The sequence below is a fragment of the Acinetobacter sp. 16 genome (assembly GCF_033439925.1).
GTDB classification, from domain to species: Bacteria; Pseudomonadota; Gammaproteobacteria; order Pseudomonadales; family Moraxellaceae; genus Acinetobacter; species Acinetobacter junii.
Map to the genome: position 1 here is coordinate 837,017 of NZ_CP137746.1, position 17,302 is coordinate 854,318.

Consider the following 17,302-nt stretch of genomic DNA (forward strand, 5'->3'; position numbering starts at 1 on the left):
ACATACAAAAGCGGCAACTTCTGTATGTGTCACATAACCACCGGAGAGCAATCATGCAAAACGATTCTAACGTAGAAACACCACAAGCGGAAATTCCTGAATATCTTCGCTGTGAACCACGTACCTTTAAAGTTACTCACCACATGAGTGATACGTGTGATCTTCAGTTCACATTAGTCATTAAATGCACAGATGAAATGCTGCATGAACACAATACATTCTGGTCGGATCATCAATACAGATTAGATCAGAATGGGGGAGACATCGTCAAAGTCATGTTAAAGATGATTGCGGTTGACGTTTTCAATGCGTGTTTTCAAGGAAAAGCAAGTGTCGGATATCCGCCATATAGATGGGGAATTAACACTATTTTTCAGGAAGAAGGTTGGGACTCAGATTGCTTTGAAATCACCAAACTCTATTTTGATAATTACATCAGCGGTGATGATTTTGAGTTTGAACCGGTTCAAGCAGAAGGAGCTTCATCATGAGCGATATCTCTACTGCAGTTTTAACACCACACTTAAACCATCCAAACTTTTCTGGTGGTAGCGACTACTGCAAACGCTGCAACTATGCACATAAAAAAAGAAAGGAACCACTGGTAGCACGGCCATTATCTGACTATGAAAAAAAATTTCGTCAAAGATGGTCAAATCAGCAAGTTGTAATTCTTAAAAATATGCCAAGCAATGCGGTACTGGGAGCTTAAATATGTCTACTAGCCAATTTCCAAAAAAACTAATTTCAGAAATGTACGACACAAATGTATGTTTTGAGCAAATCTTGCATATTCCAAGTCTTACAGCATCAGACGCTCATAATGTTTCTGACCAATTCATCGAATTTCTTGGCGAGGCCCATGAAGACTGGATTAGCAATTCACTTCTAAAGCAATGCCCGGCATTAGAATCTACACTTGGTTGGATAAAAGTAGAGGACAAAATAGAAGAGTTCGCTGGTGATGTTCTCCAAGACTTTTATCGAGCTTGTAACGAATTAGAATTTTTAATTCTTATTTCGATCAGAATTCCATTCAATTTTAAATTTTCTGAAGATGGAAAATATCATTCGAACAGTCTAGGAGGGTATTTTCAACAACAATGGATCTTAGCCAAAAATATGATTGAAGCTGCTGAGATAGCAATTCAACGAGCTGAAGAACTACATCAGGAAAAAGAACAAGAAGCTCGTAAAGAACAAGGCTTGGAGGGATAAGTCATGACATCAGAACTGAATAATCAATTTGAAGTACTTATGGCTCGTGATCTTCCTAGTATCGTTTGGAATCAGCAGCTTGAAATGTATGAAGATCCTACAACCCAATTGTGTTGGGCAACATTTCTAACAACGATTGATTCTAATACCTTACAAAACCACTGCATGATCGGCCAAACATGGTTTATGAAAGGCACACCAGTATCTAACCTGATCAAACATGCCGAAAAGGTCTATCAGGCAGAAGCGATCGCTCAAAACTCAAAAATCAAATTTGGTACAGATGACAATAGATCCTGGTTTGCCCACGACGTTCCATTTTTTGGCACAGTTCAGATGGATCAAATTGAAGAGCACGGAATAGTGGAATGGGACATCCATTTTAACGAGTGCTGGCAGGGACCTTTTAATTCTAAAGCACGTTGTATCCAGCATCTTGAAGAGTGCATTCAGGAAATGCGTGAAGAACAGGCTCAAGAGGGATAAATCATGTCTAAATATCATTGTAAATGTGGTGGTCTTATTCTTCCTGATTTTGATTCATTTAAGGTGGGTGACGAAGTCAATTGTATGCTCGAAACCCGAAAACCAATTGGTAATGGCCTTGTAAGCATTAATCAAAAAGCTTTCATCGGAAAAATTATCGATATCAGTGGTGATGAATTCAGTATCAAATCAAAAAATAAGATATATGAATTTAATAGAGGAGAGTTTTCTCCAATCGATGCACCAGGGCCAATTGAATATTTTCGAATTGGTAAGTGTCGTTGTGAATTAGACCAGGAGAAGTCTAATGGCTAAAAACTCAAAATTTGCCATCACCCGTGGTGGATGGTGGCCTTGCGAAGAAAAAGTCTTGCTTTCAATGCTTAAAGATCACTATCCGGTGCACCGCATTGCAGAAGTACTTCAGCGTGATCGAATGGGCGTACATGCAAAAATAAATGTGATGAAACGTCAAGGCCTGATCGATACAGGAGTACTAGCAGCATGAGAGGAATCAATAAAGTTATCCTGGTCGGATCACTCGGCGCAAATCCCATTGCTAAGCATTTCCCGAACGGCAGCGGTTACGCGCAATTTTCAATTGCAACCAGTGAACGTTGGCAAGATAAACAAACGGGTGAATATCGTGAAAATACCGAATGGCACCGCATCGTAGCACATGGCCGTTTGGGTGAAATTGCATGTCAATACCTTAAAAAAGGCTCAAAAGTATATATCGAAGGTTCATTACACACACGTAAATGGACAGATCAAAACCGACAAGAAAACTACATCACGGAAGTGAAGGTTCATAACCTTCAAGCACTCGATAGTGCTCCGATCGCAAGTCCAGTGTGAGGTAAATAATATGACTGCTCTCATTTTTGATACAGAAACACATAAACTACATGGCGATATTATTGAAGCTGCAGCAATGGAAGTGACTTTCACTAATTTCGGATCTGATATTCCTATTTTTCCAAGCATGTTTGACTTTACTAAGCGCTACAAACCAAGTGAGCCAATCTCAATCGCTGCAATGGCCATACATCATATTGTGGATGAAGATCTTGTCAAATGCCCATCGTTTACCAAGTTCAAATTACCAAAAGACGATATTGAATATATGATCGGCCACAATATTGATTACGACATTGATGCGATTGAACGTGCAGGTACAGATGCATCACATATTAAGCGGATCTGTACATTAGCAATGGCAAGATACCTTTGGCCACATTTTGAGTCTCATAAATTAACAGCTTTGGCTTACCAATTAAGCAAAGATCGAAAAGCGACAAGGCGCGGTGTCAGAGGTGCTCATTCGGCATTGAATGATTGCAAAACGACATATTCGCTTTTATTGAATATTGTTCGTGCAAGACAAATCAAATCAATGGAAGAGCTTTACCAATTCTCACAAATGACCAGAATACCCACCCATATTTTTTATGGACCACATCGAGGTAAAGCCATTGCAGATCTATCCAGCTATGATCTGGAATACATTGCAAGAAAGTCAGATGATCAATATTTACTGACTGCAATCGAGACTGAACTTCTTTCACGCGAAGAAGAAGAGCTTCCATTCATTTAAGCTGCTCAAAAGCACCTTTCATGCACCTCCGAACGGAGGTGCAATCTTTTAAAATAACCCCAATCATTCAAGATACTTAAATGTAGGACTTTTTATGTCTGCAGGATTAGAAATTCGCGGAAAATCGATGCGCATCTGGATGCGACCGATCGCAACTGAACCACTGATTAAAGAAACACTCGACTGGCCATTTACACCTGAAAATCAGGAACGTGCAGAGAAGCTGGCCAACCTCATAAAATTAGAGATCCAGCTCGATCAATTTCAACTGGCAAAACACTTCCCAAACTCCAAAAACATCAAAAAAAATCAAGTCAGCTACTATGCCCAGCAATATCTTGATCAAACTATAAGAGAAGTCGCACCGAGCACATACGATTCATATCGTGGTCATGTAAACAATCATATTGTGCCTAAATTTGGGAAAATTCATCCCAAAGATATCAATACCAACATGCTTAAAAGATGGATTGAGGATCTCAAGGAGTCACTCAACAATAAAACGGTACGTGAAATAATTACCCGATTCGCACAGATCCATGCGATCTGGAGAGATGAAAAGCAAATGCCATATAATCCATTTGAAAATATTGTGATTCACCAGCTTGATCCACCAGAGCCAGATCCATTTAGCAAAGTTGAAATCGCTATGATCCTAAATACAGAAACGGATCTCGACATTCAAAACCTATTGCCATGCCTTTTCTGGACAGGTTTATCCATGTCAGAGCAAATCCCGATCGCTTGGGAAGATATCGATTTGGAGAATGGTACCATTCAAATATCCAGATCCTATGTCCGTGGTATTTATCGAGTTACTAAAAACCGGCGTAGAAAAAGAAGAATCAAGCTGCTCGAACCGGCTATTCAAGCACTAAAAAAACAGTATCAAACGACAGGGAATACCAGACCCAAAACCATCGAAGTACTGCAGCGTGACAACAAAACAAAACGAACTGAAAAATTGCGCTTTGTTTGGATCAATCATGAACGTTCAAATCACTTTGAATACCATGAACTCCGATACCGCTGGAATAAGCATTTAAAAAAGGCGAAGGTGCGTGGGCGTGGAATCAATCAGGGTAGGCATACCTTTGCCAGCCAGCTTTTAACCTCTGGCCAAGTTCCTCCGGAGTGGATAGCAGAACAGCTTGGCCATAGTGACACGTCAATGATCTATAAACATTATGGAAAGTTAATCGCAGAAGATCTGCCAGACTACATCACTAAGCTGAATAACTATATTTCGATGTAATGAAACTTACTTTTTAATTACCTCAAAATAGACATAATATTTTTACTATAAGTGCCTAAATATTAAGGCACTTTTTTTATTTATTACTCCATTACTTCATTTTAAGTCTATTCAACAAACAAGTATAAGTCATTGAAAAATAATGGTGAAAAAAACATCAATAATCAAAGTATGAGTAAGTTTGATTCAGATCTAAATATGACTAAATTCCCATATTTAACCCATCTATCGGATGTGTGTAAGCTAAGTTATTAATAAATATAGAGCTAATACATAGATTATGGTGGGTTCGAATCCCGTCATTCACCCCACTCTTTTATAGAGTAATCGGAGCATAGCACAGCCTGGTAGTGCACCTGGTTTGGGACCAGGGGGTCGTAGGTTCGAATCCTACTGCTCCGACCATCATCTTAAAGATGAGATAAAATGCCGCTAATCAGCGGTTTTTTTACGTCTGTATTTTTATATCTTATGTAATTAAATAATTAAAACTTATTTACTCTTCTGAAATTATTTCTATCTCCAAGCTTTCATTATTTAATCAAAAGTAGTTGAGTCACAATTGAACTATAGAATGTTTGATGCGGTATTTGTTTTTATAAGATAGTTTGGAGTAAGAGTTACTCAATCAAATTAGTTCATAAAAATTAGAAACCTAAAAATGAGAGTCAATGAATGCAAAATATTCATTATGTTTTGATTAGTATATTAGGTGGGCTAGTTGTTCCATTACAATTGGCAGTCATTAATGCCTTTCGTCATAGCAGTGGTGCAAGCCAAATACAGTCGACCTTTTTTCTTTATATAGGCGGTGCGATTGCTTCGCTTGTTATTGCATTGTGGATGGATGGAACGGTGAAACCACCACTTTATCAAAATACATCTTGGTGGATGTGGTTGTCAGGTTTTTTGGGTTCACTTTATATTCTGTGTATGTTTGTGGCAGCTCCACATATCGGTGCAACCAATACACTATTATGGATATTTCTAGGCCAAATGATTTTTGCTACCTTAATTGATCATAGTGGTTTATTAGGGATGCAAATAAAGAAAATAGATGCTTTTAAATTATTTGGATTACTTTTTATTTTTATTGGTGGTTTGATTATGCTATTTGGAGAATATAGAAGTGCGACCAAATAAAATATTACGAATTGGTTCTTAACTCAGTTTTTATAATAATATTTTGATAAATATATTGTATATTTGATGCTGTTGATTTTAATTTCTAAAAAATAAAATATTCATGGGGAAGTATGTTCTTTTATATTATTTTAATTCTTCTTATGCTTGCTGTAGTTACATATCTCAAATCACCGAATTTCAAGGGGAAAGTTGGTGAGTTTATGGTTTCTGAGCATGTTGCTAAGTATTTAAGTGCTGAATATATATTGCTCAATAATTGTACTTTACCTGATCAGAAAGACGGGACGACTCAAATTGATCATATTTTAATAAGCCCTTATGGTGTTTTTATTGTTGAAACTAAAAACTATACGGGATGGATTTTTGGAAATGCTCGCCAGAAGCAGTGGACACAAAAAATTTATAAGAAAAGTTATAAATTTCAGAATCCGTTACACCAAAACTATAAGCATATTAAAGTATTGGAAATGGTTTTAAGTGATGTTGTTGATCCGCAGTATTTGCATTCTATTGTTGTATTTACAGCTCGAAGCGAATTTAAAACAGATATGCCTGAAAATGTCTTTCGTAGTAAAGCTTGGATTGAATACGTAAAACGTTTTGATCAACAGGTGATTAGTCCTATGAAGCTCAAAAGAATTAAATATCGAATTGAAAAAGAAGTATTAGAGCCTTCTTGGAAGACAAATCGTTTGCATGTTGAGCATTTAAAGCAAAAGGAAATAGAAAAGAAATCCACTTTATAAGTGACTGTAGAAATTGATGATTTAACTCAATCGTATTGCCAGATTTGGCTATTGTACTTTGCCTCATATCCAGTTACTTTTTATGAGGAATAATCAAGTCTGTTAGACAAGTAGACGAATATTTAGATGTGCATTTGAGCATAATCTTTTCGCATTTTGAAAGAATGAAAATAACAGGGATAGCAATGACACAAACAGCATTTGACTTTGTAGTGATAGGTGGTAAGCTGACTTATATGTTCATAGATAGATTGATTACTTATCATTTCTTTTCACCTTAAGTGAACCAAAACTTAAAGCTGGTTGTGGAGCATTCTGTTGCTGGGGGATAGCTGTGAGTTCTTCATTACTTGGATGAGAAGTTAACTCAGACTCCAGTCGTGTAAGCTGCTTAGGTAGCTCAATTTTGAGTTGCTTCAGTTTTGGTTTTTTACGGACAAGATCATTTTGTATATCTTTCATAAGCAGATACAAATTATAAAGATCCGCGTGTTTACCCAGTCTTTGTTTATCGGATTCAGACATTTGTTTTTTACGCTTCTGAACTTCCAGATGAACACTGCGAGATAGGTTATACGTGTATTCAGGTTGAGTAGAGTCTGCTTGAATGACCAGATCCTTTTTATCTGGGTGTATGATATAAACTTTGCTCAGATCTAAATCATCAACAAGTACAGTGACTTTTTTGATGCCGTCAGCTTTCAATGTAGTGAGTGCGTGTGAAAAGTAGCTAAGCCCATCAATAATAACTTGTCCATGATTGATATTTCGGTCAACTGGTCTTCTACAAATAATATCAGCATCGGTTTTAGTTAATGAGGAGGGCTTAATCTGTTCAATAGCATCATTCCAAGCAAGAAAGGGTGTTCGTCCAGTAGAGCTGTGTACTGTTTGCTGATAGACCGTGTTTATCCAAGAATCGACGTATTCTTTAACCTTGTCTAAAGTAAGGTTTGCTTTGCCTGATGAGTCATATTCTCCTCGTGCCGTAGGATTGGAAAAGGTTGTACCAAGAAGCTTTTGCAGAATACTCTTTGTCAATGTGCCAAAAAAACGCTCGATATGAGGTTTGTTGTTTGGTGTTCCAATTTGCGATGGTGTAATAGTAATTTTGAGTTGTTCACATACGCGCGCTAGTGAATTATTTTTAAATTCGACTCCATTATCTGGAATGATAATAGCAGGGATGCCACCTGGTAGATCTTTATTAGGGCGTGTAATCATGTCTTTGATTAGGGCTAAAGTTGTCAATGCACTAGGCGGAAACATACTGATGTAAGTCCCGACAATTGCACGTGAATATGTATCAATGGCACAAGCGAGGAACGGTCGCCCGAGTGCTCGCCCAGTTTCAGGATCAATGACAATGATGTCTAAATAATGGGTGTCTATTTCTACGGTATATAGAGCAAATGGGCTTGGAGTACTTATGCCTGCAGCTTGAAAATATTTACGAGCGACTCTACTCCCTTTCTTAACACGCATTTCAATATATGGGTCTAATCTTGCAATGGCACGCTGTATGGATCTACTGCTGGGTAAATATTCAAGAGAAAGATTTTGTTCTATAAACTTACCTAATACGAATGCCCTCACATCTTTGCTTGTTCGATGCTCTGGTTGTAGATAAATTTCTGAAATTCCTTGATTGATGATTTGATAGACTTCAGGTGGATATCTTAGTGTTTTGTTGCCTTTACCTTGTTCACTTAGGCTGAGAGCGCTATTACTACTCAATCGATATTGCAATATCCAACGCGTAACAGTTCTTGCTGATGGTGGAGAGGAATCTTTAATCTCTGCTGCAATCTCTTGAATGAGTTCTCGTAGTGGTTCAATAGAAGTGGGGGCTGGCAGTTTTGCTAGGGCAGTGAGTACATAGCGTTCCTTGCGACGAATGGTTGAACAACTGTCTGTATTGATGAATAGTTTTTCTGGAGCGAAGATACATTGAATCTCTCCATTTTTATATCGAGTTTCAAATGTACTGGTGGGAATAGAACATGGTTTTCCTCCTGCAATTGCTGCATAACGGATTACACCATAATTAGATGATGTGATTTCAAATACATGTTCATGATCAGCAAAAGTAAATCGAAGTCCTGGTTGGGGGATCAGTAATGGCTTTTCCATTTTAAACCTCCTCACCTGAATAATAAGTTTTGTGGCTAATCAAAGTGATTACTTCATGAAAAAGTAAGTAATCACCTAATCGGGGATCGAGATCTGCTTGTTGTAGGGTTTGATATATTTGCTCGGAATGGCTGAATTTATGTGGCTTCAATGCTTCTGTTGCGAGTTCGATTTCGTATTTTGTCCAAGAGCATGTATGACCTCGTTGATACCAATGTTGTAATTGTTGTAGATCCTTATTTGATGGCAAGCTTTTCTGGTCAATCAGTCGAAATGTAATGTTTAGAGAATGTAGTAAGTTTGCTAACCAAAGAAATTTGTCTAGATCGTTTACAGATAGACTGGAGATATTAGGTTTAATTTCATGAACTTCATATTGGTTATCGATTGTTTTGACTAAGAAATCTGGGTAGCAGAATTCTTTTTGTCCAAGAGCGATTTTGAGAGCTTGAGATCTAAAACATTTAACCTGTGGGTTTTTCTCAAGACAAATAGCGTATGCCAATTCAAGACGACTTTCGGTAGGAATGGAGCCTCCAGATTTTGCGCTGGGGAAAAGTGCAGTTCTTCGTCCATAGCAACCTTGGTAGATTTTCCTTTGACCATGGATTGTAGAGGCAAGATTCGGCTCTGCTTTAAAAGCGTTATTAATTTGATTGAGAATAGATTGATGAGGATTGTGTTTATCATCAAAAGAAAAAGCGTACATATAGTATTTCCAGTATGTATAGCCATTCATCCCATTTTTAGGGATGAGTTAATTCTTGCGCAAAAAATACGCAAAACTTGACTGTTGGCTCTATACGGAAGATACTAGGATTCTCACATCTCTGTACTTTCACGTATAGAACCAACGGATCCGAAAGGGTCCGTTTTTTATTTGAGTAAAATTTTATGTCATGGCTTACTTCTCCTTATGTTGTTGGCTTTTAATCTGAGTAATCAGTAGTTTTTAAACTTTTCTATTTTTTAAGCTCTTGTTGCGTAATAGCAGCATTACGTTGTTCGACTAACCACTTCGCTACATCTTTGACTAGTGCATATTTCCCGCGACGGTTTTCAACAGAGAAGACTGGGATAGGTACAGTTTTTCTTGTAAGTGCTTTTCTGAATGCATCAGTGGATCGATAGCCTAGAGCCACTCGTAATGCATCATCTGCAATCATCGGGCCATGGCGTTCAAAAAGCTCACGTTCAATGGTTTCTACACTAACTGGGGTAATGTGTTGCATTCCTGTCATGCCATGTCCTGTCTTGTCTAAACAACATCATATATTTTGTTCATTAGAGAGTCCATGAGTTACGAAATAGTAAAACTTTAATCTTATTTTTTTATTCATATAGCTGATTTTTAATGATAATGTTTTTATTTTCGGATTTTTCGTAGATGATGACGAAAATCAAAAAAATGCCTGGTCGACCAAGAAGAGATCATATAGATGGCATAAGAGTGTCACTGTGGTATGAGAATCTGAAGCTTAATTTGTCGGCCTCTAATTCTTGTCAACTTGAAAGAATTATTGAACCAGAGGCTTTTGGCCAAAGTGTTTATGGTGTTCCTTATCACCACAATAAATGGGTGGTTTATCGTTCAGGCATACATACACCAAAGCCAAATTTAGTCGCTGCTGCTGAGTTTCATGCTCCTGGTAGCTCTACTATCATTAATAGTGTTTTATGGGAGGTCATAAAGGGGAAGAAAAAGTTAGATTGGATGCTTAAAGAGGGTATTAGGCAATTATCATGGGGTGTTCAGAATGTTCTATATAAAACAAATAAATCTAAGAATTCTAGTGAGTTAGTATCAACTTTAACCAGAAAAAATCTTTCTCGATTGATACGCTTAGCAAACTTAGATTCTTTGGCAGCACAAATAATTTTTCTTCGAGTCGCTGATAATAGAAATGAACGGACGCTAGCACTAAAAATAGGGCAATCGATTTATCAAACGCTTTTAATTATGTGTACATATCTACCATTCTGTTCATCTAGTTTTTGTGCTGAGTTGATAAAATTGATGCAAGTGTATGTCTTTCCACTTGCACATGATGGGAGAAAGGGGATTCATATTCAGTGTGAAAATCAATTCTTTCATGAGGTGAGACAACTGTGTAATTTTCGGCTTGCCATGGAAGACCGAGGTAGAGTGGGGATGAATGAAAAAGATGGGGTTCACGCAACCGCTGATTGGTTGAGTGGTAAGTTAGGATTTCATTTACAATTTGCCTTTTCCGCTCCGATTTTTTCTAAAGATGGACGAATAATTAGTGAGCAACGATTAAAACAATGGGGACAAGAGCAACTGTTAACAGGACATTCTGACAAATTCCCACCTTTTGACCTTTTCTCTGATTAAAGACCGTTATTAGGTTTTGAATCATATAATTTATTACTGATAGTAAAAAGGCTGCGAATTGCAGCCTTTTCATTTAGTCGTCTATGACAACTTATGTGTCGTTCTTTGCCAACTTATGTGTCGCAAATGACAACATATGTGTCGCGTGACGTGAGCAAATACTTACCAGCTCAAAGCACCACCTGTTTGGTAATCTGTTACGCGCGTCTCGAAGAAATTCTTCTCTTTACGCAAGTCCATCATCTCAGACATCCATGCAAATGGGTTTGTTACACCAGCGAATTGCTCTGGTAAACCAAGTTGCGATAAACGACGGTTACAGATGAACTTCAAATATTCTTCCATCATGCTTGCATTCATGCCCAATACACCGCGTGGCATAGTGTCACGTGCATATTCGATCTCGAGCATCGTACCTTCAAGAATCATTTGAATCACTTCTTGTTGGAATTCAGCAGTCCAAAGGTGAGGGTTCTCAATCTTGATTTGGTTAATCATATCGATACCAAAGTTCAAGTGCATTGATTCATCACGTAGAATGTATTGGAATTGCTCAGCAACACCATTCATCTTGTTGCGACGGCCCATACTCAAGATTTGAGTAAAACCACAGTAGAAGAAAATACCTTCTAGTACACAGTAGAATGCGATCAAATTACGAAGTAAACGTTGATCGTTTTCAGGCGTACCTGTGTGGAATGTAGGATCACTTAAAGATTGAGTGTATTTCAAGCCCCATGATGCTTTACGTGCAACACTTGGAATCTCACGGTACATGTTGAAGACTTCACCTTCGTCCATACCTAAAGATTCGATACAGTATTGGTAAGCATGCGTGTGAATCGCTTCTTCAAATGCTTGACGCAAAATGTATTGGCGGCATTCAGGGTTTGTAATATGACGATAAATCGCCAAAACCAAGTTGTTCGCAACCAATGAATCTGCTGTTGAGAAGAAACCTAAAGAACGCATAACGATAGTGCGCTCATCTTCGGTTAAGCCATTTTCAGACTTCCAAAGTGCGATATCGTGGTTCATGTTAACTTCTTGTGGCATCCAGTGGTTTGCGCACCCATCCAAGTATTTTTGCCAAGCCCACTCATATTTGAATGGAACAAGTTGGTTTAAATCCGCACGACAGTTGATCATGGCTTTGTCGTCAACTTGTACACGCTGAGCACCCATTTCAAGCTCTTCTAAGCCCGGTGCAACGTCCAAATGATCTAGGGCTGCAGATGCTCTAGCCAACGAATCGGTTGGATTTGTTGCTCGGTTGGCACTGGCTCCAACGGGTTGTGCAGTTGCCATGCTCGGCGATGATTGCTCTGCATTAGATACCACCTGCGTATTAACCGTTTTTTGCGAGTCGAGGGACGCAGACTTGTGTTCAGGTGCAGTCGGTTTTTGCGAATCATCTTCAAAATCGTCCCAGCTAAGGATAGACATATTTAATCTCACTATAATCTTAATTTATTTACATTGCAGTTTTAAAAAATGAAAATGGCGCATAAGAAACACAGCAAAACAAAAAGGGTAATAATCAATCCCATCATCGCTAAACGTTTGAGATTGATAGTTGCGGGAAGTGAGTTTGGCGTTAATAATTTGCCTGTTTCATCATAAATGGCAATCGCTCTTGCCCCGCTACTTAGCCCTAGCTCTTGTAATGCTCGTATTTCTACTTGTGTTAAACCAAATTCCATTCGCTCCATTGCTTGAATAAACATATAAGGAGCTAAATACTTAAAACCGCCACCACCACGTTTGAGTAACTGCGTTAATGTAGTTTCAGCGATACTAAAATCACCTAATAACGAACGTGGATGTGAAAACTGTGCACATTCAGTTAGATATTCTGTAGAAGATGGATAATGAAGTACTATCCGATCGACATAAATCTGTACTAAAACAGCAGGAGCATTAGCATATCGTTCTAAATCAGTTTGAAGCATAGTTCTACTTCCCAATAAAGCACTTTATTGATCTTGCTTACGCTGTTGTTTACGAATGGCTAAAAATGCATAAACCATCGGTACATAAAAGAAAATAAAGGCAAAGATCAGAACAGCTAATCCCAACATATAGTTATGAGTCATAGTCATCATACTCTTTGCCTTAATCTTTAGAACCCTTCTTGCTATAAAGAAGGGTGCTTTATTGGATTAAATTACTGACAAGCTTCACAGTCTGGATTGTCAATTGAACATGCCATTGGAACTGGAGCTGCTGTAGTGAAACCATCTTCTTCAACTTGAGCTTCTGGTTTCTTATCTTCAACCGCTTGAGCTGCAACGACAGGAGCCTCAACTGATGCTGGTTTAACTGCGTTCAATGCACCCGTATTGATTGTTGATTTCTCAGCAGAAGTTGCACCCAAAGCACGGAGGTAATAAGTCGTTTTAAGACCACGTAACCATGCCATCTTATAGGTAATGTCAAGTTTCTTACCGTTTGCACCAGCGATGTAAAGGTTAAGCGACTGTGCTTGATCAATCCATTTTTGACGACGTGATGCTGCATCAACGATCCAACGAGTTTCCACTTCAAAAGCTGTCGCGAAGATTGCTTTCAATTCCTCAGGAATACGTGCAATCTTCTGAACTGAACCTTCAAAGTGTTTCAGATCATTTACCATCACGGTATCCCATAGACCACGATCTTTTAATGCACGAACAAGGTAAGGGTTGATCACTGTGAATTCACCTGAAAGGTTAGATTTCACATACAAGTTTTGGAATGTTGGCTCAATCGACTGAGACACACCACAAATGTTAGAGATGGTTGCAGTAGGAGCAATCGCCATTACATTTGAGTTACGCATACCATCTTTTTGAACTTTGGCACGTAAGCTATCCCAATCCAAACGTTGAGTGCGATCAACTTCGAACATACGTTCAGGACGTGATTTAGCAACTAACTCTAAAGAGTCGATTGGTAGAATGCCTTGATCCCACAATGAGCCTTTAAATGTTGAATAAGCACCACGCTCAAGCGCAAGATCGCTTGATGTTTGAATCGCGTAGTAACTGATCACTTCCATAGATTCATCAGCAAAATCAACTGCTGCATCTGAACCGTAAGCAATGCCCATTTCATATAGTGCATCTTGGAATCCCATGATACCCATACCGACAGGGCGGTGCTTTAAGTTCGAGTTTTTCGCTTGTGGTACAGCGTAGTAGTTAATATCGATTACGTTATCGAGCATACGTACCGCAGTTTTAATCGTGCGAGCTAATTTCTCACGATCTAACATACCACCTTGAACGTGTTGTACAAGGTTAATCGAACCCAAGTTACATACAGCGATTTCATCTTGGCTTGTGTTCAATGTAATTTCAGTACACAAGTTTGATGAGTGCACCACACCAACGTGTTGTTGTGGCGAACGTAAGTTACATACGTCTTTGAATGTGATCCACGGATGACCTGTTTCAAATAACATCGAAAGCATTTTGCGCCATAAGTCTTTGGCACGTACTTTCTTGTGTAGCATGTTTTGTTCTTTTGCTACTGCTTCGTAATGTGTATAACGTTCAGCAAACTCAGCACCTGTTAGGTCGTGTAGGTCAGGCGTTTCTGAAGGTGTAAATAATGTCCATTCAGCATCTTCAAATACACGTTGCATGAATAAATCAGGAACCCAGTTCGCTGTATTCATGTCGTGAGTACGACGACGATCATCACCTGTGTTTTTACGTAATTCTAGGAATTCTTCAACATCTAAGTGCCAAGTTTCTAAGTACGCACAAACTGCACCTTTACGCTTACCACCTTGGTTAACAGCAACTGCGGTATCATTCGCTACTTTAAGGAATGGAACAACACCTTGAGACTTACCATTTGTACCTTTGATATATGAGTTCAAAGCACGTACAGGTGTCCAGTCATTACCTAAACCACCAGCCCATTTAGAAAGCATTGCGTTGTCACGCATCGCACCATAAATGTCATATAGGTCATCACCAATTGTTGTTAAATAACAGCTTGATAGTTGTGGGCGTAATGTACCTGAGTTAAATAGCGTTGGCGTAGATGCCATGTAATCGAAGCTAGATAATAAGTTATAAAACTCGATTGCACGCTCTTCTTTATTTTCTTCATTGAGTGCGAGACCCATTGAAACACGCATAAAGAATAATTGTGGTAATTCAAAACGTACACCATTTGAATGAATGAAGTAACGATCGAATAAAGTTTGTAGACCTAGATAGGTAAATTGATTTGAGCGTTCAGGTTGAATCGCTGCTGATAATTTAGCAAGGTCAAAATTAAGAAGATCAGGAGATAAAAGATCAAGCTCGATCCCTTTCTTCAAGAAAGGTTCTAAAGCATCATTCTCAGATGTATCTGTTGATAAACCTAAGAATTCTAATCCAGTGCCGACAAGCTCATTACATAACAAGCGTGCAGTCACATAAGTATAATTTGGCTCTTGTTCGATACGCGTACGAGTCGCCATCATCATCGTTGTTGCGATGTCACTTTCTTTTACGCCGTTATAAAGGTTTTTAACGGTTTCATCGACAATCGCTTGAACGTCAATGCCTTCCAAGCCTTCGCTTGCAGTTTCAATCGTTGCTGTAAGCGCATCTAAATCCAACGGTTGGAGCTGACCGTTGTGATCGGTGATTTGCAATGTTGGATGGTGATTTGCACCTGTTTGCTGACGAGCAGTTGCACGTTGTTCACGATAAATCACATAAGCACGAGCAACTTTTTGCTCGCCTGTACGCATGAGTGCCAATTCAACTTGATCTTGAATTTCTTCGATGTGAATCGTACCGCCAGATGGTAAACGACGTTTAAACGTGTTCATTACCATTTCAGTAAGTTGAGAAATACGGTCATGGATGCGACTTGAGTCTGCTCCTTGTTGACCTTCAACAGCTAAAAATGCTTTCCCAATCGCAACAGAGATTTTCTCAGCATTAAAAGTCGCAATTTCGCCAGTGCGCTTAATAACCTGAAGTTGGCCAGGAGTAGAAGTGATGATGCTCATGTCAGCATAGCTCCATTATCATCTATTTTTATGTTCATGGACCGTTTGAATCGAGCAAAAAGTATGCCACGATGTTTGAGGGATAAACACAATACTTAGTGGTTAAAGTTTATTTTCAACACAAGATACGGGATTTTTAACAGCAGATCAATCCTTGACATTTTAGTAAATTTTTTTTCATGTCTTAACTGCTGAATTCACAGGCACATAGCATAACAAAGCCGTCTAAAAAGGCTTATAGATAACTCTGTGGATAACTCAAAAAACAAACACTTAAATCAGTATCGATCAGTTAAGAAACAAATTGTTTAACACTGGTACAAAATCTATACTCAAAATTCATTCTGCTCTTAAACTGAGCTTAAAATTTAAAAACCTATTAAAATTCATAATTTTAATAAAAATATAACAAAACTATATTGCCGTGTATCAGTTTGGTGAACGACTACTTGTTTACAATGTAAACGTGTGTATATTGCAAAACATAAACCAATGTATCTGTCAGATTTTTAAAGATAGATTCTCTCTGATTGTAGGGGCAAACATATGAGCCAAGAAGAAAAGTTACCGAAGATTTTGATTGTTGAAGATGACGAACGATTAGCGCGTTTAACACAAGAGTATTTAATCCGTAATGGGTTAGAAGTTGGTGTTGAAACAGATGGTAACCGTGCCATTCGTCGTATTATTAGCGAACAACCAGATTTAGTTGTACTTGATGTGATGTTACCAGGCGCAGATGGCTTAACAGTTTGTCGTGAAGTTCGCCCACATTATCATCAACCGATCTTGATGTTGACAGCGCGTACTGAAGATATGGATCAGGTACTTGGTTTAGAAATGGGTGCAGACGATTATGTCGCTAAACCTGTACAGCCACGTGTGTTGTTGGCCCGTATTCGCGCACTTTTACGTCGTACTGACAAAACAGTAGAAGATGAAGTTGCTCAACGTATCGAATTTGATGATCTTGTGATTGATAATGGTGGTCGCTCAGTCACTTTAAATGGCGAATTAGTAGACTTCACTAGTGCTGAATATGACTTATTATGGTTATTAGCATCTAATGCAGGTCGCATTTTATCGCGTGAAGACATTTTTGAGCGCTTACGTGGTATTGAATACGATGGACAAGATCGTTCGATTGACGTGCGTATCTCACGTATTCGTCCAAAAATCGGTGATGATCCAGAAAACCCTAAACGTATTAAAACAGTACGTAGTAAAGGTTATTTATTTGTAAAAGAAACCAACGGGGTCTAAATCCTCCGAATCCCTCTTTTTCATGAAAGGGGGATGACTCCCTTGAAAAAAGGGACTTGTGCAGTTTGCTGCTCAGGAGGGACTTTAATTAGTTTGGAAT

20 protein-coding genes and 1 tRNA gene are annotated in these 17,302 nt (G+C 38.5%); 14 read left to right on the plus strand and 7 right to left on the minus strand.

What is annotated here, in order from left to right; all coding sequences use genetic code 11:
* The first annotated feature begins 53 nt into the window (after positions 1-53).
* The 12 genes from R2H34_RS04065 (at position 54) to R2H34_RS04120 (ending at position 6,448) form a co-directional block, all read left to right on the plus strand.
* Positions 54-491 (plus strand): DUF2528 family protein, encoded by a 438-nt coding sequence (locus R2H34_RS04065; RefSeq protein ID WP_318342454.1) that lies wholly within the window; start codon positions 54-56, stop codon positions 489-491.
* Positions 488-712 (plus strand): hypothetical protein, encoded by a 225-nt coding sequence (locus tag R2H34_RS04070; protein ID WP_279957662.1) that lies wholly within the window; start codon positions 488-490, stop codon positions 710-712. Before R2H34_RS04065 ends, R2H34_RS04070 begins: the two co-directional genes overlap by 4 nt.
* 2 nt (positions 713-714) lie before the next feature.
* On the plus strand, positions 715-1,218 hold the full coding sequence (locus tag R2H34_RS04075; protein WP_279957663.1) for a hypothetical protein: 504 nt from the start codon (positions 715-717) through the stop codon (positions 1,216-1,218).
* A gap of 3 nt (positions 1,219-1,221) precedes the next feature.
* On the plus strand, positions 1,222-1,704 hold the full coding sequence (locus tag R2H34_RS04080; RefSeq protein WP_279957664.1) for a hypothetical protein: 483 nt from the start codon (positions 1,222-1,224) through the stop codon (positions 1,702-1,704).
* Between the two features lie 3 nt (positions 1,705-1,707).
* Positions 1,708-2,019 carry a hypothetical protein gene (locus R2H34_RS04085; protein ID WP_208476793.1) on the plus strand — a complete coding sequence of 104 codons (312 nt, stop codon included), beginning with the start codon at positions 1,708-1,710 and terminating at the stop codon, positions 2,017-2,019.
* The gene (locus R2H34_RS04090) at positions 2,012-2,212 is read left to right on the plus strand and encodes a hypothetical protein (protein ID WP_279990717.1); all 201 of its coding nucleotides are present in this window, start codon (positions 2,012-2,014) and stop codon (positions 2,210-2,212) included. Before R2H34_RS04085 ends, R2H34_RS04090 begins: the two co-directional genes overlap by 8 nt.
* The gene (ssb, locus tag R2H34_RS04095; protein WP_053469834.1) at positions 2,209-2,562 is read left to right on the plus strand and encodes a single-stranded DNA-binding protein; all 354 of its coding nucleotides are present in this window, start codon (positions 2,209-2,211) and stop codon (positions 2,560-2,562) included. The genes R2H34_RS04090 and ssb overlap by 4 nt, the downstream gene beginning before the upstream one ends.
* Before the next feature lie 10 nt (positions 2,563-2,572).
* Positions 2,573-3,301, plus strand: coding sequence for a 3'-5' exonuclease (locus R2H34_RS04100; RefSeq protein WP_318342455.1), 729 nt, complete (start codon positions 2,573-2,575; stop codon positions 3,299-3,301).
* 94 nt (positions 3,302-3,395) lie between these two features.
* Positions 3,396-4,556, plus strand: a complete 1,161-nt coding sequence (locus tag R2H34_RS04105) for a tyrosine-type recombinase/integrase (protein WP_057061221.1) — start codon at positions 3,396-3,398, stop codon at positions 4,554-4,556.
* A 328-nt stretch (positions 4,557-4,884) separates the two neighbouring features.
* Positions 4,885-4,961: transfer RNA gene (locus R2H34_RS04110), tRNA-Pro, on the plus strand.
* A 270-nt stretch (positions 4,962-5,231) separates the two neighbouring features.
* Positions 5,232-5,699: a DMT family transporter gene (locus tag R2H34_RS04115; RefSeq protein WP_042892287.1), complete on the plus strand. Its 468-nt coding sequence runs from the start codon at positions 5,232-5,234 to the stop codon at positions 5,697-5,699.
* Between the two features lie 113 nt (positions 5,700-5,812).
* Positions 5,813-6,448: a nuclease-related domain-containing protein gene (locus R2H34_RS04120; protein ID WP_042892286.1), complete on the plus strand. Its 636-nt coding sequence runs from the start codon at positions 5,813-5,815 to the stop codon at positions 6,446-6,448.
* Between the two features lie 255 nt (positions 6,449-6,703).
* On the opposite strand, the gene R2H34_RS04125 is transcribed toward R2H34_RS04120, so the two are convergent.
* From R2H34_RS04125 to R2H34_RS04135, 3 genes are all read right to left on the minus strand, one after another.
* On the minus strand, positions 6,704-8,581 hold the full coding sequence (locus tag R2H34_RS04125) for a Mu transposase C-terminal domain-containing protein (RefSeq protein WP_042892284.1): 1,878 nt from the start codon (positions 8,579-8,581) through the stop codon (positions 6,704-6,706).
* 1 nt (position 8,582) lies between these two features.
* Positions 8,583-9,290 (minus strand): hypothetical protein, encoded by a 708-nt coding sequence (locus R2H34_RS04130; protein ID WP_042892283.1) that lies wholly within the window; start codon positions 9,288-9,290, stop codon positions 8,583-8,585.
* 253 nt (positions 9,291-9,543) lie between these two features.
* Positions 9,544-9,822, minus strand: a complete 279-nt coding sequence (locus R2H34_RS04135; protein WP_171133397.1) for a hypothetical protein — start codon at positions 9,820-9,822, stop codon at positions 9,544-9,546.
* 146 nt (positions 9,823-9,968) lie between these two features.
* On the opposite strand from R2H34_RS04135, the gene R2H34_RS04140 reads away from it, so the two are divergent.
* A complete protein-coding gene (locus R2H34_RS04140; RefSeq protein ID WP_052417826.1) occupies positions 9,969-10,937 on the plus strand; it encodes a hypothetical protein in 969 nt (322 codons plus the stop codon).
* Between the two features lie 162 nt (positions 10,938-11,099).
* Here R2H34_RS04140 and R2H34_RS04145 read toward each other — a convergent pair whose 3' ends face one another.
* From R2H34_RS04145 to R2H34_RS04160, 4 genes are all read right to left on the minus strand, one after another.
* Entirely contained in the window at positions 11,100-12,383 is a 1,284-nt protein-coding gene (locus R2H34_RS04145) for a ribonucleotide-diphosphate reductase subunit beta (RefSeq protein ID WP_042892281.1), read from the minus strand.
* Positions 12,384-12,424: 41 nt separating this feature from the next.
* A complete protein-coding gene (locus tag R2H34_RS04150; protein WP_004682967.1) occupies positions 12,425-12,889 on the minus strand; it encodes a hypothetical protein in 465 nt (154 codons plus the stop codon).
* 24 nt (positions 12,890-12,913) lie between these two features.
* Complete coding sequence (locus R2H34_RS04155) at positions 12,914-13,042, minus strand: hypothetical protein (RefSeq protein ID WP_004799830.1); 129 nt, start codon at positions 13,040-13,042, stop codon at positions 12,914-12,916.
* 62 nt (positions 13,043-13,104) lie between these two features.
* The gene (locus tag R2H34_RS04160) at positions 13,105-15,939 is read right to left on the minus strand and encodes a ribonucleoside-diphosphate reductase subunit alpha (protein WP_087539977.1); all 2,835 of its coding nucleotides are present in this window, start codon (positions 15,937-15,939) and stop codon (positions 13,105-13,107) included.
* 546 nt (positions 15,940-16,485) lie between these two features.
* Between R2H34_RS04160 and bfmR the strand changes: the two genes are divergently transcribed.
* A complete protein-coding gene (bfmR, locus tag R2H34_RS04165) occupies positions 16,486-17,202 on the plus strand; it encodes a response regulator transcription factor BfmR (protein ID WP_004914319.1) in 717 nt (238 codons plus the stop codon).
* Positions 17,203-17,302 lie beyond the last annotated feature (100 nt).